Origin of the sequence: Sphingomonas sp. DC1600-2 (assembly GCF_049897605.1) — a bacterium.
Classification (GTDB): Bacteria; Pseudomonadota; Alphaproteobacteria; order Sphingomonadales; family Sphingomonadaceae; genus Sphingomonas.
Genome location: NZ_JAFCWO010000005.1, coordinates 82,961 through 105,998, shown reverse-complemented (window position 1 = coordinate 105,998; position 23,038 = coordinate 82,961). Strand labels below are relative to the sequence as shown.

At 63.7% G+C, this 23,038-nt stretch carries 14 protein-coding genes and 1 tRNA gene; 7 read left to right on the top strand and 8 right to left on the bottom strand.

Annotated elements, in window-relative coordinates:
* Nucleotides 1-4 precede the first annotated feature (4 nt).
* The 6 genes from ACP7BL_RS11910 to ACP7BL_RS11885 form a co-directional block, all read right to left on the bottom strand.
* Nucleotides 5-1,606, bottom strand: a complete 1,602-nt coding sequence (locus ACP7BL_RS11910) for a carboxyl transferase domain-containing protein (protein ID WP_426258416.1) — start codon at nucleotides 1,604-1,606, stop codon at nucleotides 5-7.
* Between the two features lie 169 nt (nucleotides 1,607-1,775).
* Nucleotides 1,776-2,927 carry an isovaleryl-CoA dehydrogenase gene (locus ACP7BL_RS11905; protein ID WP_426258415.1) on the bottom strand — a complete coding sequence of 384 codons (1,152 nt, stop codon included), beginning with the start codon at nucleotides 2,925-2,927 and terminating at the stop codon, nucleotides 1,776-1,778.
* A 158-nt stretch (nucleotides 2,928-3,085) separates the two neighbouring features.
* Nucleotides 3,086-3,159: transfer RNA gene (locus ACP7BL_RS11900), tRNA-Gly, on the bottom strand.
* 172 nt (nucleotides 3,160-3,331) lie between these two features.
* Nucleotides 3,332-5,818 carry a glycoside hydrolase family 3 N-terminal domain-containing protein gene (locus ACP7BL_RS11895; protein ID WP_426258414.1) on the bottom strand — a complete coding sequence of 829 codons (2,487 nt, stop codon included), beginning with the start codon at nucleotides 5,816-5,818 and terminating at the stop codon, nucleotides 3,332-3,334.
* A gap of 78 nt (nucleotides 5,819-5,896) precedes the next feature.
* The gene (locus ACP7BL_RS11890) at nucleotides 5,897-7,150 is read right to left on the bottom strand and encodes an MFS transporter (protein ID WP_033964014.1); all 1,254 of its coding nucleotides are present in this window, start codon (nucleotides 7,148-7,150) and stop codon (nucleotides 5,897-5,899) included.
* A gap of 4 nt (nucleotides 7,151-7,154) precedes the next feature.
* Entirely contained in the window at nucleotides 7,155-8,165 is a 1,011-nt protein-coding gene (locus ACP7BL_RS11885; RefSeq protein WP_081988630.1) for a LacI family DNA-binding transcriptional regulator, read from the bottom strand.
* 384 nt (nucleotides 8,166-8,549) lie between these two features.
* Between ACP7BL_RS11885 and ACP7BL_RS11880 the strand changes: the two genes are divergently transcribed.
* The 5 genes from ACP7BL_RS11880 (at nucleotide 8,550) to ACP7BL_RS11860 (ending at nucleotide 17,613) form a co-directional block, all read left to right on the top strand.
* Complete coding sequence (locus ACP7BL_RS11880) at nucleotides 8,550-11,687, top strand: TonB-dependent receptor (protein WP_426258413.1); 3,138 nt, start codon at nucleotides 8,550-8,552, stop codon at nucleotides 11,685-11,687.
* Nucleotides 11,688-11,804: 117 nt separating this feature from the next.
* Entirely contained in the window at nucleotides 11,805-12,581 is a 777-nt protein-coding gene (locus tag ACP7BL_RS11875; RefSeq protein WP_126845359.1) for a SapC family protein, read from the top strand.
* Complete coding sequence (locus ACP7BL_RS11870) at nucleotides 12,578-13,582, top strand: cupin-like domain-containing protein (RefSeq protein WP_426258412.1); 1,005 nt, start codon at nucleotides 12,578-12,580, stop codon at nucleotides 13,580-13,582. Before ACP7BL_RS11875 ends, ACP7BL_RS11870 begins: the two co-directional genes overlap by 4 nt.
* Nucleotides 13,579-15,081 carry a tryptophan halogenase family protein gene (locus ACP7BL_RS11865; protein WP_341203689.1) on the top strand — a complete coding sequence of 501 codons (1,503 nt, stop codon included), beginning with the start codon at nucleotides 13,579-13,581 and terminating at the stop codon, nucleotides 15,079-15,081. Before ACP7BL_RS11870 ends, ACP7BL_RS11865 begins: the two co-directional genes overlap by 4 nt.
* Nucleotides 15,082-15,234: 153 nt before the next feature.
* Nucleotides 15,235-17,613 (top strand): TonB-dependent receptor, encoded by a 2,379-nt coding sequence (locus ACP7BL_RS11860; RefSeq protein ID WP_426258411.1) that lies wholly within the window; start codon nucleotides 15,235-15,237, stop codon nucleotides 17,611-17,613.
* Between the two features lie 36 nt (nucleotides 17,614-17,649).
* Here ACP7BL_RS11860 and ACP7BL_RS11855 read toward each other — a convergent pair whose 3' ends face one another.
* Nucleotides 17,650-18,756 (bottom strand): S-(hydroxymethyl)glutathione dehydrogenase/class III alcohol dehydrogenase, encoded by a 1,107-nt coding sequence (locus tag ACP7BL_RS11855; RefSeq protein WP_426258410.1) that lies wholly within the window; start codon nucleotides 18,754-18,756, stop codon nucleotides 17,650-17,652.
* A gap of 108 nt (nucleotides 18,757-18,864) precedes the next feature.
* Nucleotides 18,865-21,411, bottom strand: a complete 2,547-nt coding sequence (locus ACP7BL_RS11850) for a TonB-dependent receptor (protein WP_209516529.1) — start codon at nucleotides 21,409-21,411, stop codon at nucleotides 18,865-18,867.
* 119 nt (nucleotides 21,412-21,530) lie between these two features.
* On the opposite strand from ACP7BL_RS11850, the gene ACP7BL_RS11845 reads away from it, so the two are divergent.
* Nucleotides 21,531-21,713, top strand: coding sequence for a hypothetical protein (locus tag ACP7BL_RS11845; RefSeq protein WP_033967126.1), 183 nt, complete (start codon nucleotides 21,531-21,533; stop codon nucleotides 21,711-21,713).
* A 142-nt stretch (nucleotides 21,714-21,855) separates the two neighbouring features.
* The gene (locus ACP7BL_RS11840; RefSeq protein WP_426258409.1) at nucleotides 21,856-23,037 is read left to right on the top strand and encodes an efflux RND transporter periplasmic adaptor subunit; all 1,182 of its coding nucleotides are present in this window, start codon (nucleotides 21,856-21,858) and stop codon (nucleotides 23,035-23,037) included.
* Nucleotide 23,038: the final 1 nt, after the last annotated feature.

Below are 23,038 nucleotides of genomic sequence, written 5' to 3'. Positions count from 1 at the left end.
GTCCTTACATCCGGAACACGCCGAACGCCGGGCGCTCGGGGATGGGGGCGTTGAGCGTGGCGGCAAAGGCGAGGCCGAGCACGTCGCGCGTCTGCGCCGGGTCGATGATGCCATCGTCCCACAGCCGCGCGGTCGCGTACCAGGGGTTGCCTTCGTCCTCATATTTCTGGCGGATCGGAGCCTTGAAAAACTCGGCCTCTTCCTCGCTCCAGCCATCAGCATCGCGGTGAACCGTCGCCAGCACCGACGCGGCCTGCTCCCCGCCCATCACGCTGATCCGGCTGTTGGGCCAACTGAACAGGAAGCGCGGGCTATAGGCGCGCCCGCACATGCCGTAATTGCCAGCCCCAAAGCTGCCGCCGATCAGCACGGTGATCTTGGGCACGGTGGAGGTGGCGACGGCGGTGACGAGCTTTGCGCCATGTTTGGCGATGCCCTCGGCCTCATATTTACCCCCGACCATGAAGCCCGAAATGTTCTGCAGGAACAGCAACGGAATGCGCCGCTGGCAGGCGAGTTCGATGAAATGCGCGCCCTTCTGCGCGCTCTCGGAGAACAGCACGCCGTTATTGGCGAGGATCGCCACGGGGATGCCCCAGATATGCGCGAAACCGCAGACGAGCGACGTACCGTAGAGCGCCTTGAACTCGTGGAACTCGCTGCCATCGACCAGCCGCGCGATGATCTCATGCACGTCATAGGGCGCGCGGACGTCGGCGGGCACGATGCCGTACAGCTCCTCCGCGTCGAATTTCGGCGGGCGCGGGTCCTTGAGGTTCACCGCCGCCTGGACTTGCGGCTGAAGCGTGGAGACGATGTCGCGCACGATCGTCAGCGCATGCTCATCATTCTCGGCGACATGATCGACCACGCCCGAGCGGCGACCGTGGGTGTCGGCACCGCCCAGTTCCTCGGCCGAGATCACCTCGCCGGTGGCGGCCTTGACCAGCGGGGGGCCAGCGAGAAAGATCGTGCCCTGCCCGCGCACGATGATCGTCTCGTCGGACATGGCGGGCACATAGGCACCCCCGGCGGTGCAAGACCCCATCACGCAGGCGATCTGCGGGATGCCCTTGGCGCTCATGTTCGCCTGGTTGAAGAAGATCCGCCCGAAATGGTCGCGATCGGGAAAGACCTCGGCCTGGTGCGGCAAGTTCGCGCCGCCGCTGTCGACGAGGTAGATGCAGGGCAAGTGGTTGGCCTCGGCGATTTCCTGTGCGCGCAGATGCTTCTTGACCGTCAGCGGGTAATAGGTGCCGCCCTTCACCGTCGCATCGTTGCACACGATCATGCACTGGCGGCCCGAAACGCGCCCGATTCCGGCGATCATGCCCGCGCCGGGGACTTCATCGTCATACAGGCCATTGGCGGCGAGCTGGCCGATTTCGAGAAAGGGCGAGCCGGGGTCTAGCAGTCGCTCGACCCGGTCGCGCGGGAGCAATTTGCCGCGCGCGGTGTGGCGTTCGCGCGACTTTTCATTCCCGCCCAGCGCGGCCCGCGCAACGTCAGCGCGGAGGCGTTCGACCAGTGCGCGGTTATGCGCGGCGTTGGCGCGGAAGGTTTCGCTTTCCGGCGAGAGCGCGGAGGTGAGGACAGGCGCGGTCATGCGGCAGCTCCTCCCCGGCACGGGGAGGGGGACCATTTCGCCCCTTCCGGCGAAATGGTGGAGGGGGCGTGCAACGGGCGTAGCGCTTGTGGCAGGCCCCCTCCACCATTCGCTAAATGCTCATGGTCCCCCTCTCCGTTCCGGGGAGGATGAGAAGCAACGCGCGCCATCATGCCGCCCCGATCAGTTCGCGGCCGATCAGCATCCGGCGGATTTCGTTGGTGCCAGCGCCAATGTCGAGCAGCTTCGCGTCTCGGTAATAGCGTTCGACCGGCCAATCCTTGGTATAGCCCGCCCCGCCCAGCGCCTGCACCGCTTCGTTCGCCACGCGCACCGCATTCTCACTCGCCAACAGGATCGCGCCCGCCGCGTCGAAGCGCGTGGTCTTGCCCGCGTCGCACGCCCGCGCCACCGCATAGACATAGGCGCGCGCCGAATTGAGCGCGACGTACATGTCGGCGATCTTGCCCTGCATCAGCTGGAACGCGCCGATCGGTTTGCCGAATTGCTGGCGTTCGCGGACATAGGGCACGACCACGTCGAGACACGCCTGCATGATGCCGAGCTGGATCCCGGCGAGCACGGTGCGCTCATAATCGAGCCCGCTCATCAACACGCCGACCCCGCCATTGACCGGGCCCATCACATTCTCTTCGGGCACTTCGCAGTCGGTGAAGACGAGTTCGGCGGTGGGGCTGCCGCGCATCCCCATCTTGTCGATCTTCTGGCCGATCGCGAAACCGGGCATGTCCTTTTCGATCAGGAAGGTGGTGATGCCACGGCTGCCCTCGCCGGTCTTGGCGTAGACGACCAGCGTGTCGGCATACGCCGCGTTGGTGATCCAGAATTTGGTGCCGTTCAGGACATAGCCGCCCTGCACCTTGTCCGCCTTCAGCTTCATGCCGACGACGTCCGACCCCGCGCCGCTTTCGGACATAGCGAGGCTGCCGACATGCTCGCCCGAAATCAGCTTGGGAAGATATTTGGCCTTCTGCTCAGGCGACGCCCAGCGCGCGATCTGGTTGACGCACAAATTGGAATGCGCGCCATAGCTGAGGCCGACCGAAGCCGAAGCGCGGCTGACCTCTTCGCACGCCACGACATGTTCGAGATAGCCGAGACCCAGCCCGCCATCCGCTTCCGGCACGGTCACGCCGTGCAGACCAAGCGCGCCCATTTCGGGCCACAGGCTGTGCGGAAACCAGTCCTCGGCATCGACCCTGGCCGCGATCGGCGCGATCCGGTCAGTCGCGAAGCGCTGGGTCGTGTCGCGGATCATGTCCGCAGTTTCGCCCAGCGCGAAATCCATCTGGCCTATCATGTGCCTCTCCTCATCCTCGCTTTGCGCACCCGATAGCGCGTGTCGATTCAAATCGTAAGGCCTTGTGCCGACAGCGATTGAACGCGAAGAGCGATGGAGAAAATAACGCCTGCCCAGCAGGGCCCGGCGACTCGCACGACGATGTTTCAGCGAAGCGATGGAGCGGGTGAAGGGAATCGAACCCTCGTCGTAAGCTTGGGAAGCTTCTGCTCTACCATTGAGCTACACCCGCAAAGCCGACGCCTTGCGTGCAAATCGAAGGGGTTATCTCCCTCGCTGCCCGCCGCGTCGTCGATCCGGCGTCACTGGCACATTCGTGGGCGACAGGTCAACGCATTCTCGGTAATTTGCCGCCACTGCCGCTCGCCATTTCGGCACCGAATCCGGCGCAAGCTCGCCCGGTATTATCCTCCACACCGCAAAACTGTATCGGCGTTCATCCCGGTCGCGATCCGTGCCACGCTGATCTCCAGCGGCAATGCGGTCCGCAGAACGAAGGGCGCAGCAACCCGGGTCATCTCGGAGGCTTTGCCGAAACATTTGAACGGAACGGCGATCGAGCGCCAGCTCCCCACCGGGAGCGCGGCGGCCGGAATGGCAACGGTGCCGCGACACGCCCCGGCGCACGCAACCCCCAATGTCACATCCGATCCGACCGGTCGATCGACCCGCAGCGTCGTGACGAGCATCACGTCCCCATTGTTTTGCCGCCCGAGATCAAGCGGCTCCGTCGCCTGCACTGCAATCGTCTGCGGCCCGCCGCCAGCGAGTGAGAAGTGCCGCGCGCCCTCTTGCACGCCATAGTCGACTGCCGTCACCTTTACGCGCCCGCCAAGCGCCTGCGCGGGCACGGTGGCGATGCGCGTGCCGGAACCGCTACCATCGCCAATTTCCAGGGAAAAGCCCGGCGTTGCCCGCCCGGCTGCGAAATAGACGCCATCGGTCCCGGCATCGGCGACACCGGGGTCCTCCGGCAAAGCCCTCCAAGGCGTCGCGGCCTCTCGTCCGGTCAGGCCGTAACCGAAGGGAAACAACGGGGCATCGCCAGACTTTGCGGTCATCGGCCAGGCGGCGGGCAATTTGCCGGTGAACGGCGCGGCGGCGGTTTTGGCGGCAAACAACCGGTCGGCCACCCCCGCTCCTTCGGTGCCGGGCAACCATGCGACGACGAACGCGTCGGCGACGTTCAGTTCTGGGTTTACGAACAGCGGTCGCCCGGTCAGCATCACCGCCACGACCGGGATCCCCTGCGCCTTCAAACGGCGCATGGTCTCCAGTGGCCCGCGCAGGTCGGCGCGCAACTGCAGCGATTTGATGTCGCCCTGGAACTCGGCATAGGGCGTTTCGCCAAACACGACGATCGCGGCATCGGGCCGCGTCTTGAACGTGCCGTCGGGCGCGAATTCGGCATGGCCACCGCCTGCCTTGACCGCGTTTTCGATGCCGGCCCAAAGACTGGTCGCACCGGGGAATTTGCTATTGTCGAGCCCGGTGCCCTGCCAGGTGATGGTCCAGCCGCCCGATTGCCGCGCGATATCGTCGGCACCATCGCCTGCGACCAGGACGTTGGCCTGTGGCTTCAACGGCAGGACACCGTTGTTCTTGAGCAGCACCAGCGACTTGCCCACCGCCTCGCGCGCAATCGCGCGGTGCGCCGCCGCGCCAAGCACGCTCCAGTCGCCCGCAAGCGGACGCGTCGAGGGCTTGCCGACCTCGAACAGGCCGAGCCGGAACTTCACGCGCAGAATGCGCGCGACCGCATCGTCGAGCCGCGCCATCGGCACGGTGCCGTCCTTCACTTGCGCGAGCAACGAGGCGTAAAGCGGACGCCAGCTATCGGGGGCCATGTACATGTCGACGCCCGCGTTGATCGCCTGCGGGCAGCTTTCGTTGCTGCACCCGGCAATCTGGCCATGCGCGTTCCAGTCGGTGACGACGAACCCGCCGAAATGCATCCGGCCCTTCAACACGTCGGTGACCAGCCCCTTGCTGCCCGCGATCTTTTGTCCCTGCCAGCTTGAAAAGCTGGTCATCACGGTGGCGACCCCGGCCCCAATGGCGGGGAGATACGGCTTGCCGTGAATGTCGCGCAGATCGGTTTCACTGATCTTGGCATCGCCCTGGTCGCGTCCCTCGAAGGTGCCGCCATCGGCGAGGAAATGCTTGGTGCTCGCCAGAACGTGCGGGCCCGCCAGAATGCGGCTGCCGTCGGGCTTGCCCTGCAGGCCGACGATCATTCGTCCGACATAGCTGGCGACCAGATCGGGATTGGAGGAATAGCCCTCATAAGCCCGCCCCCAGCGATAATCCTGCGGCACGGTGATGGTCGGCGCGAAGGTCCATTCCTGGCCGGTGGTGCGGATTTCGGCGGCGGTCGCGGCACCGATCCGCTCGATCAACGCAGGGTCGCGCGTCGCACCAAGCCCGATATTCTGTGGAAACAACGTCGCACCGATGATGTTGCTATGCCCGTGGACGGCATCGATACCCCACAGGATCGGGATACCCGATCCTCCGGCAGACCGATCGACCGAGGCATCATAAAAGGCGTCGGCCAAGGCCAGCCATTTCGGCGCGAGCGCGAAATCGTCACCGCCAGGCCCGGAATTGCCGCCATTGAGGACCGAGCCCAGATGATAGCGACGCACGTCGTCAGGCGTGACGCTGGCAATGTCGGCCTGGATCACCTGACCGACCTTTTCCTCTACCGTCATATGCTTAAGCAGGGCCGCGATTCGCGCTTCGTCATCGAGCTTTGCCGCCACCGGCCACACGGCTTCGGGCCAGAGGGCGGGGTGCACGACGGGGGTCGCCACCTGCGCAGCGGCGGGCAGCGCACCTGCACCGGCGACAACGGAAAATGCAGCGCAAACCGCAAGCTTCGGGATCATGCCCCCTCCTCCAGAAAACCGGTCATCACCTGAACGGCGGATCCGTGGCGCGTTGTTGACAACGTTGACAACGCGCTGTCAAGGCCCGGCCGTGATCGCACGCTCTTCGACAGGCGGGAAAAAGGTAACCACCAGAACCGTGAGAAAGGCGACTGCCGCAAGGATCATGAGGATCGACCCATGCGGCGCAAACAGCGCGATCGCGATCAATTGCGGCGCGAGCGCCTGAGCCAGTTTGCGCGTGATCGTCGCCACCGCATAGACTCGCACCGCATATCCCGCAGCATGCGCCTCCTGTTCACACGCCGCTACCGCCCCGGGAACCAACGACCAGAACATGACCGACATCCCCTGGACCGCGATGATCGACAGCGTGATGCAAACGAGCATCGACGCCAGGCCCTGGCTGACAAAAGCCAACAAGATTGCCAGAAACAGCAGCACCGCGCCCAAACGCAAGGTGCGCGCCTGCCCGATGCGCTCAGCCAGTCGACTCCAGAGCGGTGCCGTCAACAACAGCGACAATGATGGGCTCAATGCAACGTAATAGCCGATATCGGCGGCCCCGACCTGGTCGAACAAGAACAGCAACGACTTGTTGAGCAGGGTAACAGCCAACCCGACCATCAAAATCGTGGCCATCAGCCGCCGCAACGCGGAGGATCGCAGCACCAGCGTGAACATTTCGGCGATGGTGCGACCAAGATGCAGGCGAGCGGTCGCAGGGGGGGCCACGCGCTCCCGCGTGCCCCAGCTCGTCGCCAGAAAAGCCGGCATCGCCAATCCCGCGAGAATGAGCGCGCCCAACCGAAAATCCGCGCCCCCAACCCGCCCGGTCGGAAGCAACGCGTAGGTCAGGGCCGCGATCAAGCCTCCAAGCGCTGCCCCCTGCATGCGCGCGCTCGTCAATATCATATGATCGTTCGCGTCGGGCGATATCCGTGCAGTCAGCGCGCCATAAGGAATATTTCCGACGCCATAAAAAAAGCGCAGCCCCAAATAGGTCAACAGCGCATAACCCGGCACCCATGCCGCAGGCACCGGCGGCGGTGCGAAAGCCAGGCACAATAGCAGCACCGAAAGCGGGCCTCCAACCGATACCCACGCGCGCAGCGGAACGCGCGGTGCCAACCGATCGGCCACCGCCCCGACCAGGGGATCGGTCACCCAATCGACCGCAGCGCCAGCAAGAAAAATCCCCGCAGCAACTCCCGGTGCCATGCCCAGGTCGCGAATATAGTAAAACAGAAGGTACAGTTCGATCGACTGCCACACGAAATTGAAGCCAAGGTCGCCGGCAGCATAATACCAAGATTCCCAGCGATTTAGCATTTGGCTAGGCGTGCGGCGGAGCAGCGGATTCGCGCACCAGGAGGGTATGGGAATGCAACACGCGGGCCAGCGGCTCGCGATCCTCGAGCTGCGCGATCACCATTTCCGTCGCCGCCACCGCCATTTCGAACACCGGCTGGCGCACCGTGGTCAGGCGCGGCCAGGTGATTCGCGACACCTCCGAATCATCGAAACCAACGACGGACAATCGCTCGGGAATCGACAGTCCAATCTCCCGTGCAGCCATCATCGCGCCCACGGCCATATCGTCATTCTGCGCCAGGATCGCAGTCGGACGGTCAGCGCGTGCGAGGATGTTGCGCCCGGCCGCAAGCCCGCTGTCGAAGGTGAACATGCCGGGCTCGATCCGGTCGAAGCGCAATTCGAGACCCGCCTGATGGAAGGCCTGCATATAGCCAAGCATGCGCGCCTCGGTCGACGGATGTGTCGGGTCGCCGCGGATGATCGCGATTTCGCGATGCCCAAGCCCGATCACATAGGCCGCCATCTCGCGCGCAGCAGCGACGTCGTCGACCAGATTGCTGGGCGCAGCCTCAATCATGCGTGTCGGCGCGATCCGCGCGCAGCGAATACGCGCTTCCTTCAACTGACTGAGAATTAACGGATGATCCGACGCAGGCGGAGCCAGCACTACCCCATCCAGCGCAGCCGAGCGCAACAGGCCGACCACCTCGGCGGCATTTTCCTGCACCGATCGGATCGGGATCACCACCAGCCGATAGCGTTCGTTGGTGAGCCGCTCCAGCACGCCCTTTTGCAGTTCGACGACATAACTCGGGCTCGGATTTTCATAGACCAGCCCGATCATATGCGATTTGCGGCGGACCAGCGCCTGCGCAAACACATTGGGATGATAATCCAACGCATCGGCTGCGGCCCGGACCCGCTGCTTTACCGCTGCGCTGACATGCGGCTCGTCATTCAGAACCCGCGATACGGTCTTGGCCGAAACCCCTGCCAGCCGCCCCACATCAACAATCGTCGTTCGTTTCATGCCACTCAAACCCAGATCCGCCGACAATAGACCAGAACAAAACCCCGCGCGCTAGATGCCTCTGATAACGTTGACACCATCGCAGCCGCATCGAGGAATGCCGAACCGGACTCCCACGGGCGGGCGGCACCTCCTCCCCTGCGCCCTGCCTTCGCCTCAGCACGCCGGGAAGTTAGCGAATTTCCTGTGATTTTGTGCGCCGCACCATATGATTTTTGTTTGCAAGGCTGCGCCGAGGCGATCGCCCGCAGGCCCGCAACGCGACAAAGCGCTGTTGACAACGTAAGACAATCTGGTAGCGCTCATCATGTCGAACTCGTTGGGGGCTCGGCATGGGGTTTCAGTGGCCAGATAAGGCCACGTCATTTTGGGAGGGGGGGCTCAATGAAGAGCTTTGGTCACGCGTCGGCTTATGTCTGGTCGGCTTCGGTAGTAGCGCTTGCCGCGGGGCTCGCGCTCCCGCAATCCGCCCATGCGCAGAGCGCGCCGGCTCCGCAGGACGCCAGCAAGCCTGCCGACTCGACCACGGGCGACGATATCGTCGTCACCGGCGTCCGCGCCAGCCTTGAGCGGTCGATCGCGATCAAGCGCAATTCGACCGGCATCGTCGACGCCATTTCGGCGGAAGATATCGGCAAGTTCCCCGACACCAACCTCGCGGAATCGCTGCAGCGCATCACAGGCGTGTCGATCGACCGCGTCAACGGTCAGGGCGCGCAAGTTACCGTGCGCGGCTTCGGCCCGAGCTTCAATCTCGTCACCCTCAATGGCCGTACGCTGGCCTCGTCCTACGTCCAGACGGTGGGCGGCGACGAAAGCGCCGACGGCACCGTCGGTGTGACGCGCTCGTTCGATTTCTCGAACCTTGCGTCGGAAGGCGTGAAGACGCTTGAAGTCTACAAGACCGGCCGTGCCGCGGTCCCATCAGGCGGTATCGGTGCGACGATCAACGTCGTGACGCGGCGTCCACTCGATTCGCGCCAGTCGGGCTTCAACGGCACGCTCGGCGGCAAGCTCAACTACGACACCAGCGCGAATGACTGTGTCGATTGCGGCTCGAAAGTCACCCCGGAAATCACCGGGCTGGCGAGCTGGTCGAACCCCGACCAGACCTTCGGCGTGTCGCTGTTCGGCAGCTATCAGGAACGGCATTTCTCGACCGTGTCGGCGACGTCGAACGCCTGGAATATCCGCACGCTCGCCGATTTCCTCAACCCCAGCAACGGCTTCGTCAACGCCGCGACCAAGATCAATAACAAGCCGAGCGACCCGAACCAGCTGGTCTCGGTCCCCAATGACAGCCGCTACCATTTTTCGGACGACAAATATCAGCGTCTGAACGGCCAGGCGATCGTCCAGTTCAAGCCGACCGACGCGCTGACCATCACCGCCGACGCGCTGTTTGCGCGCACGCTTCAGGACGAGCAGCGCTCGGATGAATCGAACTGGTTCAACCGCCCGTTCGACGTCGTCACCTTCGACAGCAACAAGGCGGTCGCCACCACTACCTATCTGCACGAGACCATTGCCGGCGTGAAGGACACCGGCTTCGAGCAACAGGCGCGCGCGCAGAAGAACCAGCTTGAGGATTACGGCCTCAACGCGAAGTGGGACATCGCGCACAATTTCACGCTGACGATCGACGGCCATTACGGCAAATCGTCGGTGCTGCCCAACAACAGCAACGGCACCAGCTCGACGCTGGTTGGTCTCGGTGCCAACGTCATCACCGCGCACTCGGTCGATTATAGCGGGCAGATCCCGGTGCAGGACATCTCGATCAGCGACGCCTCGATCCCCGGCGGCAACCACAATGGCGTGCTCGACGTGAACGATGTCGGCTCGTCGATCGGGCGCACCTACACCACCAGCCAGCGCCAGAAGGTCAAGGAAATCCGTGCCGATTTCGGTTGGGATCTGGGGGGCGGCAGCCGCTTCGATTTCGGCGGTCTCTATCGCGATACCGACACCAACCAGCAATTGACCTCGACCCAGCAGACGCTGGGCAATTGGAGCGTCGATTTCCCCGGCGACGTCCAGAAGATCGCGCCGGGCGTGCTCAAGGACTTCTGTCTGCTGTGCAAATTCAACAGCTACGATCCAAAGGGCACCGGTCCCAATCTGATCGCGTTCCGCGGCGACGCGCTGACGCTCTACAATGCGCTGTCGTCGTCTTATGCCGCAAAGGGCAACGCGGTGTCGATCACCGCGAGCCAGAACAACACCGTGAAGGAAACGATCTACGCGGGTTATGGCCAGGTCACCTGGAAGGGCGAGATCGCAGGGCACAATGCGACGCTCGTCGCCGGTGCCCGCTATGAACACACCAAGGACGAGGCGATTTCGCTGCAGGCGGTGCCGAACCAGATTGCCTGGGTTGCCGATAACGACTTCACGATCAGCGTCGGAGCCACGCCGCAGACGCTGCGCGGCTATGGATCGTACGACAATATCCTGCCGTCGTTCGATTTCCAGGTCGAACTCAAGCGCAATTTGATCGGTCGCTTCTCGGCCAGCCGGACGATCGCGCGACCGAATTACGACAATCTGTTCGCCTCGACGAGCGTCTTCGCACCGTCGCGGCCAACCGCGATCGGCGGCGTCGCCACCGCGAACACCGGCAACACCAATCTCGCGCCGCTGATCTCGGACAATTTCGATCTGTCGTTCGAATATTATTTCAAGCCCGACAGCTATTTCTCGGCGGGCTTCTTCGACAAGCGCGTGCACAATTTCATCGGCACGGGGCTTTCAAACGGCTCGCTGTTCGGCCTGCGCGATCCGAGCTCGGGGGCTGCGGGAACGCTGTCGGGAACGGCCAAGGCGGCGCTGAGTGCGCTGGGTGCCGATATCAGCGACGTCAACCTGTTCACCTATTCCGCGCTGATCCAGCGGGATGGCGCAGCGGCGGCGGCGACGCAGTTCAACGCGCATTACAGCTCGGTCACCAAGACGGTCGACCAGGCCTTCGTCAACCAGATCCTGTCAGCGGTCGACATCAACGGTTCGTCGTCCGATCCCCTGTACAACTTCACCATCTCGCGCCCGATCAACAACAAGGATGCGGAGATTTACGGCTTCGAAATCGCCGGCCAATATTTCTTCGGCCAGACCGGCATCGGTGTTTCGGGCAGCTTCACGTATGTGAAGGGTGACGTTGGCTTCAACAATGGCGGCGACCCCAATGTCGATCAGTTCGCGCTGACTGGCCTCAGCAACACCGCCAACGCCACGCTGATCTATGACAAGCACGGCATTTCGGCACGGCTCAGCTACAATTGGCGTGACAAGTTCCTGTCGCAGCTCAACCGCGACAGCTACAAGAACCCGGTCTACACCAAGGCGTTCGGCCAGCTCGACATGAACATCAGCTACGATCTCAACAAGAAGATCGCGCTGTCGGTCGAAGGCATCAACCTTACCAATGCGAGCCTGCGGACCTATGGCCGCTCGGAAAGCAACGTCTGGTTCGCCCAGGAATTGCAACGCCGCTTCCTGTTCGGCGCACGCTACCGCTTCTGATTTCCTCCACCTTGCCGGGTGCTTCGGAAGCGGAGCACCCGGTAATTTTTTGGAGGCTTTCGGTCGCACGGATCGCGTGCCGCTTGGCGCAATCCCGATCGGCGATTACCACAGCGTATGACCAACACGGTTCTTCTCGACACCATCGCCCATGCCGATTTGCGCGTCGCCATCGGCTATTCCGCTCTCTTTGGCGATGCGGTGAACGAATGCGTCCTCTTTCCCGGCGAAATCGATGAGGCGCAGCGCGATTATCCCATTCTGTTCCGCCGCGACGACGCGGGAACGTTTTACGCTGTCGCGCTGCTCGGGCTCGACCGCGACGAAAATCTGTTTCTCGATATCACCGGTTGGCAGGCGCGGCACATCCCGGTGATCCACCAGCGCGGGCCGTTCCTGATTGGCCTGGTCGATCGCACGGTCGACGGCCAGGCGCGGCGCGAGCCGATGCTGCATGTCGATCTCGACCATCCGCGCATCGCCGCTGCACCGCAAAGCCCCAATGCACAGGCCGTGTTCCTGCCTCATGGCGGTTCGTCGCCCTATCTCGACCATATCGTGCGCGTGTTGCAGGTCATCCATGATGGGCATCAGCAGCGCGACGCGATGTTCGCCGCCTTCGAACAGGCCGATCTGATCGAACCCGTCACGCTGGAAATCGCACTCGACGCGCATACCCGGTACGATGTGCCGGGTTGCTTCACGATCGGCACCGATCGTCTGGCTCGGCTCGACGCCACGGCGCTGCACGCGCTCAACCAGAGCGGCTATTTGCGGCACGCCTTTCAGATTGCCTCATCGCTCGGCAATGTCGCGCGATTGATCGAGCTCAAGAACCGCAAGCGCCGCGCCGAATTGGGTGAGCCGCAAGCGGGCGCACCGGTCCCGGTATGAGCACCCCCGCGCCGGAGCCGCTGCTCGATCCGGCGCGCTTGATCGCGCGGCAGCAGCCTGTCGTCCTGCGCGGCTTGGTGCGGGATTGGCCGCTGGTCGCCAAGGGCCTTGAGGGGCCCGAGACGGCGGTGGCCTATCTCAAGTCCTTCTACACCGGCACCGCGGTGGTCGGGTATAGCGGCCCGCCCGAGATTGGCGGCCGGTTCTTCTACAATGTCGACATGACCGCGATGAACTTCACCGCCACGCGCGTGAAGCTCGATGCCTTTCTCGACCGGATGCTCGCCACCCGCGACGATCCTCATGCAGAGGCCCTGTATGTCGGCTCGACCGACCTCGACACCTATCTCCCCGGCTTTCGTGCTGAAAACGATCTGGCCCTTCCACCCGAGGCGTTTGGCGGTGCCACGCCGCTGGCGAGCATCTGGATCGGCAATCGCACCACGGCGGCCACGCATTACGACATGTCGAACAACATCGCCTGTTGTCTGGTCGGGCGGCGGCGCTTCACGCTGTTCCCACCCGATCAGGTCGCCAACCTCTATCCCGGCCCGCTCGAGCCGACCCCCGGCGGACAGGTGGTCAGCATGGTCGATCTCCGTGCGCCCGATCTCGATCGCTACCCGCGCTTCGCCGCCGCGCTCGAGACCGCGCAGGTGTTCGATCTCGAACCCGGCGACGTGCTCGTCTATCCGGCCTTGTGGTGGCACAATGTCGAGGCGCTGGATGCCTTCAACGTGCTGGTCAATTACTGGTGGAATGCGGCCCCGCGCTTCCTCGACACGCCGATGACCACGCTGCTGCACGGCCTGCTCAGCTTGCGCGACCGCCCCTTGACCGAAAAGCAGGCGTGGCGCGCGCTGTTCGACCATTATGTATTCGGTCCGGCCGGTGCGGCGGCCGACCATCTTCCCGAAGCGGCGCGCGGGCCGCTCGCGCCGCTCGACGAACTGACCGCGCGCCGCTTGCGCGCGCATTTGCTGCAAAGGTTGAACCGATGACCGCCGCCCCTCCCCGCGCCGATACGCAGACGATCAAGCGTGTGGTCATCGCTGGCGGCGGCACGGCTGGCTGGGTTGCCGCCGCGGCCTTGTCCAAGCATCTGGGGCCATTGCTCGACATCGTGCTGATCGAATCCGACGAGATCGGCACCGTCGGCGTCGGCGAGGCGACGATCCCGACGATCCGCACCTTCCACCGCTTCCTCGAGATCGACGAGCGCGATTTTATGCGCGCGACGCAAGCGACCTTCAAACTCGGCATTGCCTTTGAAAACTGGGCGCGGCGGGGGGATCGCTACATCCACTCCTTCGGTCGCGTCGGCCAGTCGATCTGGATGGGCGATTTCCAGCATATGTGGCTGCGCGCGCGCGCCGAGGGCACCGGCGGCGCGCTGGGCGACTATTGTTTCGAGCTGACCGCAGCCGAAGCGGGCAAGTTCGCCACCGGCCCCGACGCCAAGATCAACTATGCCTATCATCTCGACGCATCGCGCTACGCCGTCTTCCTGCGCCAGTTCAGCGAGGCGCGCGGCGTAACCCGCGTCGAGGGCAAGATCGGCCAGGTTCATCAGCATCCCGAAACGGGATTTATCGAAGCGCTCGATCTGGCCGATGGCCGCCGGATCGAAGGCGATCTGTTCATTGATTGCACGGGCTTTCGCGGGCTGCTGATCGAACAGACGCTGAAGGCGGGCTATGAGGATTGGAGCCACTGGCTGCCCACCAACCGCGCGCTTGCGGTGCAGACCAAGGCCGTCCAGCCCGCTCTGCCCTATACCCGCGCGATCGCGCATGAAGCGGGCTGGCAATGGCAGATCCCGCTGCAGCACCGCGTCGGCAACGGCCTGGTCTATTGCAGCGATTATTTGTCGGACGATGCCGCGCACGACAAGCTGCTCGCGAACATCGACGGCGAGACGATAACCGATCCGCGCCTGATCCGCTACGTCACTGGTCGCCGCAAACGGGTGTGGGACAAGAATTGCGTGGCGCTGGGGCTCGCCAGCGGGTTCGTCGAGCCGCTGGAATCGACCAGCATTCACCTGATCATGATCGGCATCACCCGCCTGATCCAGTCCTTCCCGTTCAACGGCATCAAGCCCGCGCTGGTGGAGCATTACAATGCGCTGGCCGAAACCGAGCTGGAGCGCGTGCGCGACTTCATCATCCTGCATTATCATTTGACCGAGCGCAGCGACGATCCGTTCTGGGACCGCTGCCGCACGATGGACATCCCGGCGACGCTCGCGCAGCGCATCGCGCTGTTCCGCGAAGCCGCGCTCACCCCGCAAACCGCCGACGATCTGTTCCAGGCCGATTCCTGGTTGCAGGTGATGCTCGGGCAACGGCTGGAGCCCGCCAGCTATCACCATATGGGGCATATGCTCAGCATCGAGCATATGCAGCGCGCGCTCGGTGACCTGAAGGGCAACATCGCAAGCGCGGTTGCGCGGATGCCGACGCATCAGGCGTTTCTCGACCAATATTGCACGCCCTGATCAGCTCCAACGCTGCTTGGATCCCGACGCTGAAATGAGGAGGATCTTGCTGTAAAAGCAGCACAAGACCGACCGCCGCTACCAATCTCTATATCCGGCGATATATAGCGAGTCGCCAATGCGGAGCACCGCGGGTCAAAGCTGGGGATTTGTATGCGACCGTCGACCTTTGTTATCGCCACCGTCTCGGTGGCTGCCGTGATGGCGCTTATGCCCGGTGTCGCCAACGCCCGGCCAGACGCCGACGCACCCAAAGCCGACGCCGCGATCGACCCGAATAGCGACATCGTCGTCACCGCGCGCCAGCGGGCGGAGGATCTCGAAAAGGTGCCGCTCGCCGTGTCGGTGGTCGGCGGCGCGCTGCTCGATCGGTCCTACACCGTCAACACCAGCCAGTTGAGCTTGCTGGTGCCCGCGCTCAACTACAGCTCGGCCAACCCACGCAACACCGCCTTCACCATCCGCGGCCTTGGCAGCAGCGTCGTCGCGGTCAGCCAGGCCAATGACGGGCTGGAACCCGGCGTCGGCTTCTATGTCGACCAGGTCTATCACGCCCGCCCCGCCACTGCGGCGTTCGATTTCTCGGATATCCAGCAAATCGAGGTACTACGCGGGCCGCAAGGGACGCTGTTCGGCAAGAACACCACCGCCGGTGCCATCACCATCACCACCCGCGCACCGACCTTCACCCCGGAAGCGAGCGAGGAACTGTCGGTTGGCAGCTACAACTTCGTCCAGGCCAAGGCCTCGGCCTCGGGTCCGCTGATCGGCGATACCGTCGCCTTCCGCCTGTCGGGACTGGTCACGCGGCGCGACGGCGTGATCGACAATGTCCGCACCGGTGCCAAGGAAAACGGCATCGGCAATCAGGCGGTGCGCGCGCAAATTCTGTTCAAGCCGACCGCCGATTTCCAGCTCCGCGTGACCGGCGATTTCACCAATTTCGAAAGCGAATGCTGCACCCAGGTCTATCTGCGCGTCGGCCAGAGCCTGCGGGCCCCTTCCCGGCAATATCCGGCGCTGGCGGCGCTGTTCAACTACACCCCGCCCAGCACCAACCCGTATGACCGCGTCACCGATATCGACGCAGCCTTGGGCGTGAACACCAATGAAGGCGGCGTCTCGGCGATTGCCGACTGGAATGTCGGTTTCGCAACTCTCACCTCGGTCAGCGCGTGGCGCTTCTGGAACTGGGATGCCGCCAATGACCGTGATTATACCGGCATCCCGGTCCAGCTCAGCCAGCACATCCCGTCGCGCCAGGATCAATATAGCCAGGAACTGCGGCTCGCCTCGAATGGCGAGCATCGGCTCGGCTATGTCGCTGGCCTGTATTTCTTCGACCAGAAAATCACGGGAGAGCCGATCAGCATCTACGGCCCGGCGGCGGCTTATTATCTGATCGGCCAGACCACCGGCACGCCCGCCGTCGCGGTGCCCGCCAATTTGCTCGACGGCTATGGCACGGACGGCCACACCCGGCTGAAGGAAGATAGCTATGCCGCCTTTGCCGAGCTCAACTACAAGATCCTGCCGCGCCTTACCCTGACCGGCGGCCTGCGCCACACCTATGAAATTAAGGACGGTACGTACGACACTACCGTGTTCGGCGGCCCCGCCACGACCAATACGACGCTGCTCAACGCGCGGCTCGGCGTGCTGCGCCCGCAAAGCTATGTCGCGCATGACCGCGAGAGCAACGTGTCCGGCCGCGCCAATCTCGCCTGGCAGGCGACCGACACCGTGATGCTCTATGGCGGATATGCGCGTGGCTTCAAATCGGGCGGGATCAACTTGTCGGGTCTGCCGCTCAACACCGCCAACCAGCCGGTGCTGACCACCGCCGTAATCCGGCCCGAGCTCAACACCACCTATGAAGGCGGGATCAAGGCGGCGCTGTTCGACCGCCGGTTGGTGGCGAATCTCGCAGGCTATTACACCGATGTCCGCGATTTTCAGGCGACGATCGTCGACAGTTCGCAAACCGTGGCGCTGCGCGGTTACCTTTCCAACATTCCCAAGGTGACGGTGAAGGGCTTCGAGGCCGATGTTACCGCCAACGTCACCCGCGCCTTTCAACTGCGCGGCAACGTCGCTTATGCACATGGCACGTATGCGAACTATCCCGCTGGCCCCTGCCCGCTTGAGGTGCAGACCGCCGCGACCACGGCGTGCAACCTGACTGGTCGTCCGCTCGCCGGACTTCCGAAATGGTCGACCACGATCGGCGGCGACTACACGCTGCCGGTGGGCAGCGCCGCGCTGATCCTGCACGCCGATTCAAGCTGGCGCACCAGCTATTATGGCGACCCCAGCCTGTCGAAATACACGTTGATCGACGGCTATAACGTCACCAACGCCAGCCTCGGCTTGCGCAGCAAAAGCGGGCTCGAAGTCGCGCTGTTCGTGCGCAACCTGTTCAACGCCAATTACATCCAGAATCTGACGATCCAGGCGGGCAATTCCGGCCTGATCCTCGGCACTCCCAGCGACCCGCGCGTCATCGGTGTTACCCTGCGGGCGCGGCAATAACCGCTGCGCCTCCCCAACGGGGGAGGCGCAAGGCGCTCAATACACCACCACGCTGCGGATGCTCTCGCCTGCGTGCATCAAATCGAACCCCTTGTTGATCTCCTCAAGCGAGAGGACATGCGTGATCATCGGGTCGATCTCGATCTTGCCGTTCATATACCAGTCGACGATCTTGGGCACATCGGTGCGCCCCTTGGCCCCGCCAAACGCGGTCCCGCGCCAGTTGCGCCCGGTAACGAGCTGGAACGGGCGCGTGCTGATTTCCTTGCCCGCCTCGGCCACGCCAATGATGATCGAGGTGCCCCAGCCACGATGGCACGCTTCCAGCGCCTGGCGCATCACGGTCGTGTTGCCGGTGCAATCGAAAGTATAATCCGCGCCGCCATCGGTCAGCGCGACGAGGTGCGCGACCAGGTCGCCCACATCCTTCGGGTTGACGAAATGCGTCATGCCGAACTTGCGGCCCCATTCCTCGCGGTCGGGGTTGATATCGACGCCGACGATCATGTTCGCGCCCGCCATCCGCGCGCCCTGCAATACGTTGAGCCCGATCCCACCCAGGCCGAACACGATGACATTGTCGCCCACCTGAACCTTGGCGGTGTTGACCACCGCGCCCACACCCGTCGTCACGCCGCAACCGATATAGCAGCTCGTCTTGAACGGCGCGTCCTCGCGGATTTTGGCGACGGCAATCTCGGGCAGCACGGTGAAGTTCGAAAAGGTCGAGCAGCCCATATAGTGGAAGATCGCCTGGCCCTTATAGCTGAAGCGCGTCGTGCCGTCGGGCATCAGCCCTTTCCCTTGCGTCGCGCGGATCGCGGTGCACAGGTTGGTCTTGCCGCTGAGGCACGATTTACACTGGCGGCATTCGGGGGTGTAGAGCGGGATGACATGGTCGCCCGGCTTGACCGAGGTGACCCCCGCACCGACTTCGCGCACGATGCCAGCACCTTCATGCCCCAGCACGCTGGGGAACAGGCCCTCGCTGTCGAGCCCGTCGAGCGTATAGGCATCGGTATGGCAAATGCCGGTCGCCATAATCTCGACCAGCACTTCGCCCGCCTTCGGCCCCTCCAGATCCAGTTCGACGATTTCGAGCGGCTTCTTGGCTTCAAAGGCGACGGCGGCGCGGGTCTTCATGGCTGACACTCCTGGAAACGTGCGTCCTCACTTACGGCCACCGCCCCGCGCGTCAACCGCCCGCGCCGTTCAGCCGCCATGCCAGAAAAGCATGGCCGCTATCGACCTTTAGAAGAACAGCTTGCGGATCGACACCCGCACCGTCCGCCCCAGCGGGTTGAGATAATCGGGCTGATAGGCGACCGGCGTCGTGCCATTCGAATCGGTCACGCGCTGGCGCGAATCGAAGATGTTGTCGAAGGCGACCGCGACGCGCATTCCCCGCATCCAGGGGTGCTTCTTGACCAGCTCAAGCCGCTGCCCGAGATCCCCGAACAGACGCAGGCTGACGGTCGCCAGATCCGAAAAATGCAAGTCCTGCGGATTGGCGGCGGTGCCGCCATTGACGTTGGTGGCACTCTGCCAATTCGCCGACAGACGCACGCCGATGCCGTTATTGCTGTAACCGGCCTGCCCTTCCAGCTCGTGGCGAGGCTGACCGCCGCTGCCGCCGATCGCATCGCCTCGCAACAAATCGAGCGACGGGCCACCCTGCTGCACCAGCACGCGATCGGTGAAATGCCACGTATGGTAGAGCGCGAATTGCAGACGGCCGCCCGGCGCACCACGGCCACCCCCGCCCCCGCCAAAGCCGCCGCGTCCCCCACCACCGCCACCGGGGCCACCGGGGCCGCCGGGGCCACCCGCACCTGGACCGCCCGCGCCACCGCCGCGCTCCGCCCGTGCCTGCGCGATCTGCCGCGCGACGCTGTCGGGGACCTTGATCCCAGCAAACGGATTGGGCCCCTTGCCCGCGCGCCATGCCTCGATTTGCTTTTGCAGTTTCGATTTCAGCGGCACCGAGAAATTGATGCCCCAGCGCAGTTCCGACCGGCTGGTCTCGGCGAAATTGATCGGCCGCGTGTCGATCCGCTGCAGATTGCCATCGGCATCGCGGGTGAAGCGCGATGGAAATGCCGTCTCGATCGCCGAACTCGCGCTCGGAAAGCTGGCGACCGGGTTCTCGGTACGCACATCGACATAATTGGCCGACAGCGACAGGTCCTTGGTGCTCCATGGCTTCAGCGTGACACCCAGCTTGCGCGTATGGCTGTTGCTCGCGATCAGATTGGGGTTGCCACCCGAAACCGTCGTCACGACGGCATTCACGCCGCGCACATAATCGAAGACCGGCACATTAGGCGTCACCACTTGCGGGTTGCCGAGTTGCTGCGCGGTTGGTGCGGTGTCGCGATCGGTGACCGACGCGATGATCCGCAATGGCACCACCGGCGACCAATTGAGCCCATAACCAAGTGTCGTCAGCGTGCCGAAGTCCGACAGTTGATCGACCGCGACATTGCCGTTGACCGACAGGCTGCCAATCACCGGCAGCACATTCTTGGCGCGGCTGGTCAGTGGCACGTCGATATTGAGCTGGCCGTTGGCGGTATTGCGCGACACACTTCCGGGCGAAATCAGTCCTGCTCGATACGACGTGCTGCTGAAATCGCTGATATCGCCGCCGAGGTGCACGCTGGTCGAGACTTCGCCCGCCGGCAGCTTGAACAAAGCGCCGTTGACCAGAAGGTCCACTTGTCCCTCGTCCGAGGTCGAATAGCCGCGATTGACCGGTGCCAAAGCGGCGGCGGACCCGAGCCCGGTATCGGTAAAGGTCTTCGATTCATTGTGATCATAGGCACCGGTAACCGACCATTGCCACCCGCCCAGCGCCCCGTTGAACGCCGTGCCGAGATGCGCTCCAACGGTCGAGTTGCGCTGCTTGAGCGGGGTGACATTGCCGCTCGGCACGCCGTTGACGACCACCGCGTCGGCCGGAAGCCCAAGCAACCCCGTGGTATCGGTTGCCGACAGCGTCGCGTTCAGGGTGCCCGAAACGGCACCGAAGGTCCGCGCATAGGTAGTGTTGGCGTTGAACGTGCGGCCCGAGGGCAGCAACGTGCGAAACGGGCGTTGATCGACCGTACTGGTGGAGCTGCCGCCAGTGCCCGACGCTTTGGTGGTGGGCAGGATGTCGCGCTCGCTCTCGGTCAGCGCGTCGGATGCCAGATATTCCAGGTGCAGGTTGACCCGCCCCTTATTGGCAATGGCCAGCAGATCGAGTTCGGCTTGTGGTGTGTCGCGACCGCCCTCAGTCGCGCTTTTGTCCGACAGCTCCACCGTCGCCGCGCGGAAGCGCCGTCGCAGCACGAAATTGACCACCTTCTGATCGGCGCGATAGCCATATTTCAGCGCGACTTCCTCCGGAAGGATGTCGACGCGGGCGATTGCCTCGGTCGGCAAATCGCGAATCTCGGCGAATCCGGAAATGCGCTTGCCGTCGATAAGAACGACGGGCGCGCCGCCGCTGCCGCGATCACTGCGGATCTGCGGTGCCAGTTCCGTCAGCAATTCGGAGACCGAGCTTACGCCGTAGGAACGAATATCGGCGGGGCCCAACTGTTGCTCGGGCGGGATATCGCCAATCACCGCGCCCGGCTGCTTGGCCCCTTGGACGACGATGTCGGGGCCGTCCTCATTATCGTCCGACGCCGGAGGCTGGGTGGATTTGGCCGGTGCCTGCGGTGCCTGGCCCGGCTGCGGCGCCGCCTGCGCGCTGGCCAGCGCGGGGGTCGCCGCGAGTGCGAGCGTCAGCAAGGTCGTGGTGGCAGCCATAACAAATCCGTCGATGGAGGTTAGAGACAATATTGGCCGCCTAGCCGCCAAGTGTCGCAAGAGTGTGTCACGCATGCGATACGCTGGCGCAGGCCGCGCGATTGGGGTAGCGCGCCGCTATGAGCGAAGATCGATTCGAACGCCACCGGCAACCATGGACCACCGACGAGATCCAGAAGCTCCACACCCTCGCAAAGAAGGGGATGGCGCTCAAGGCCATTGCAAAGGCGCTCAAGCGCAGCGAGGAATCTACCAAGGACCGCGCGAAGGCCGATGGGTTGACCATCGCCAAGCTGCGGTGACATGTTGCGCCGCAATAGAGTCGGTTAGGGCCGAACCGAGACAGTTGATCCGGGCCCGGAACAATCCCTAACAGACAACGTTTGGCGACGATTGCGCAGGGTATCCACCGTGCGCCGACTTGGCCCGGAGCGGTGGACAGCAATGACGGTTCGGTTTTTCCCCCTGCAAACAATTGCGCTCCTTGGCGGTTCTGCCCTGCTGCTTTGCAGCTGCGGCGCTGCGTCGCAGAACAAGAAAAACACCGCCAAGGGGCCGCCCGAAGTCGGCTTCGTCGTCGTGCAGCCAACCAGTGTGCCGATCGTCACCGAACTTGCCGGGCGGACCGCCGCCTATCAAAGCTCGGAGGTGCGGCCGCAGGTCAGCGGCCTGATCCTGCATCGTTTTTTCACTGAAGGGGCTTTGGTACGCCAGGGCCAGCCGCTCTACCAGATCGACCCGAGCCTGTACCGCGCATCGGCAAATCAGGCGCAGGCCAACCTCGCCAGCGCTGCCGCCAATGCCGAGGCAACCAAGGCGAAGGCCGATCGGTACAAGCCGCTTGTCGAGATGGAAGCGGTCGCCAAACAGGATTATACCGATGCCACCGCAGTCGCGCGCCAAGCGGCGGCTGCCGTCCAACAAAATCGCGCCGCGCTCGATACGGCGAAGATCAACCTGCGCTTCACCACTGTCCCTGCCCCGATCACCGGGCGCATCGGCCGCTCGCTCTTCACCGAAGGGGCGTTGGTGACGGCAAGCCAGACGAGCCCGCTGACCACGATCCAGCGGCTCGATCCCATCTATGTCGACATCCAGCAAGCGAGCGCGGATCTGCTGCGCCTGCGCCGTGCGCTCGCGTCGGGCGGTGCTATTCCGACCCGCGCCGATGTGCAGCTGAAGCTTGAGGATGGCAGCAATTACGGCCCGACCGGCGATGTCGAATTTTCGGAAGTCGTGGTCGATCCCGCAACCGGCACCGTTACGCTGCGCGCGCGCTTCCCCAACCCCCAGGGGTTGTTGCTTCCCGGCATGTTCGTCCGCGCCAGCTTTGCGCAGTCGATCGATACCAAGGCCTTCCTCGTGCCGCAGCAAGCGGTGTCGCGCGACCCCAAGGGCAATGCGACGGTGTTCGTGGTCGGGCCCGGCAACAAGGCGATCCAGAAGACGGTCGTCGCGCCACGCACTCAGGGTACGTTTTGGGTCGTTACCGACGGCCTGAACGCAGGCGACAAAGTGATTACGCAGGGCGTCGGCAAGGTGAAACCCAACCAGCCGATCAAACCCGTCAATGCCGATACGCCGCAGACGATCAAGGCACCGACCTCTGACAAGTCGAAGGGCTGAC

What these genes read in the sequence shown, in the direction of transcription:
- ACP7BL_RS11895 (WP_426258414.1), bottom strand. Translation starts at nt 5,818, where the DNA reads ATGATCCCGAAGCTTGCGGTTTGCGCTGCATTTTCCGTTGTCGCCGGT.
- ACP7BL_RS11905 (WP_426258415.1), bottom strand. Translation starts at nt 2,927, where the DNA reads ATGATAGGCCAGATGGATTTCGCGCTGGGCGAAACTGCGGACATGATC.
- ACP7BL_RS11855 (WP_426258410.1), bottom strand. Translation starts at nt 18,756, where the DNA reads ATGAAGACCCGCGCCGCCGTCGCCTTTGAAGCCAAGAAGCCGCTCGAA.
- ACP7BL_RS11880 (WP_426258413.1), top strand. Translation starts at nt 8,550, where the DNA reads ATGAAGAGCTTTGGTCACGCGTCGGCTTATGTCTGGTCGGCTTCGGTA.
- ACP7BL_RS11870 (WP_426258412.1), top strand. Translation starts at nt 12,578, where the DNA reads ATGAGCACCCCCGCGCCGGAGCCGCTGCTCGATCCGGCGCGCTTGATC.
- ACP7BL_RS11845 (WP_033967126.1), top strand. Translation starts at nt 21,531, where the DNA reads ATGAGCGAAGATCGATTCGAACGCCACCGGCAACCATGGACCACCGAC.
- ACP7BL_RS11875 (WP_126845359.1), top strand. Translation starts at nt 11,805, where the DNA reads ATGACCAACACGGTTCTTCTCGACACCATCGCCCATGCCGATTTGCGC.
- ACP7BL_RS11860 (WP_426258411.1), top strand. Translation starts at nt 15,235, where the DNA reads ATGCGACCGTCGACCTTTGTTATCGCCACCGTCTCGGTGGCTGCCGTG.
- ACP7BL_RS11840 (WP_426258409.1), top strand. Translation starts at nt 21,856, where the DNA reads ATGACGGTTCGGTTTTTCCCCCTGCAAACAATTGCGCTCCTTGGCGGT.
- ACP7BL_RS11865 (WP_341203689.1), top strand. Translation starts at nt 13,579, where the DNA reads ATGACCGCCGCCCCTCCCCGCGCCGATACGCAGACGATCAAGCGTGTG.
- ACP7BL_RS11885 (WP_081988630.1), bottom strand. Translation starts at nt 8,165, where the DNA reads ATGAAACGAACGACGATTGTTGATGTGGGGCGGCTGGCAGGGGTTTCG.
- ACP7BL_RS11890 (WP_033964014.1), bottom strand. Translation starts at nt 7,150, where the DNA reads ATGCTAAATCGCTGGGAATCTTGGTATTATGCTGCCGGCGACCTTGGC.
- ACP7BL_RS11910 (WP_426258416.1), bottom strand. Translation starts at nt 1,606, where the DNA reads ATGACCGCGCCTGTCCTCACCTCCGCGCTCTCGCCGGAAAGCGAAACC.
- ACP7BL_RS11850 (WP_209516529.1), bottom strand. Translation starts at nt 21,411, where the DNA reads ATGGCTGCCACCACGACCTTGCTGACGCTCGCACTCGCGGCGACCCCC.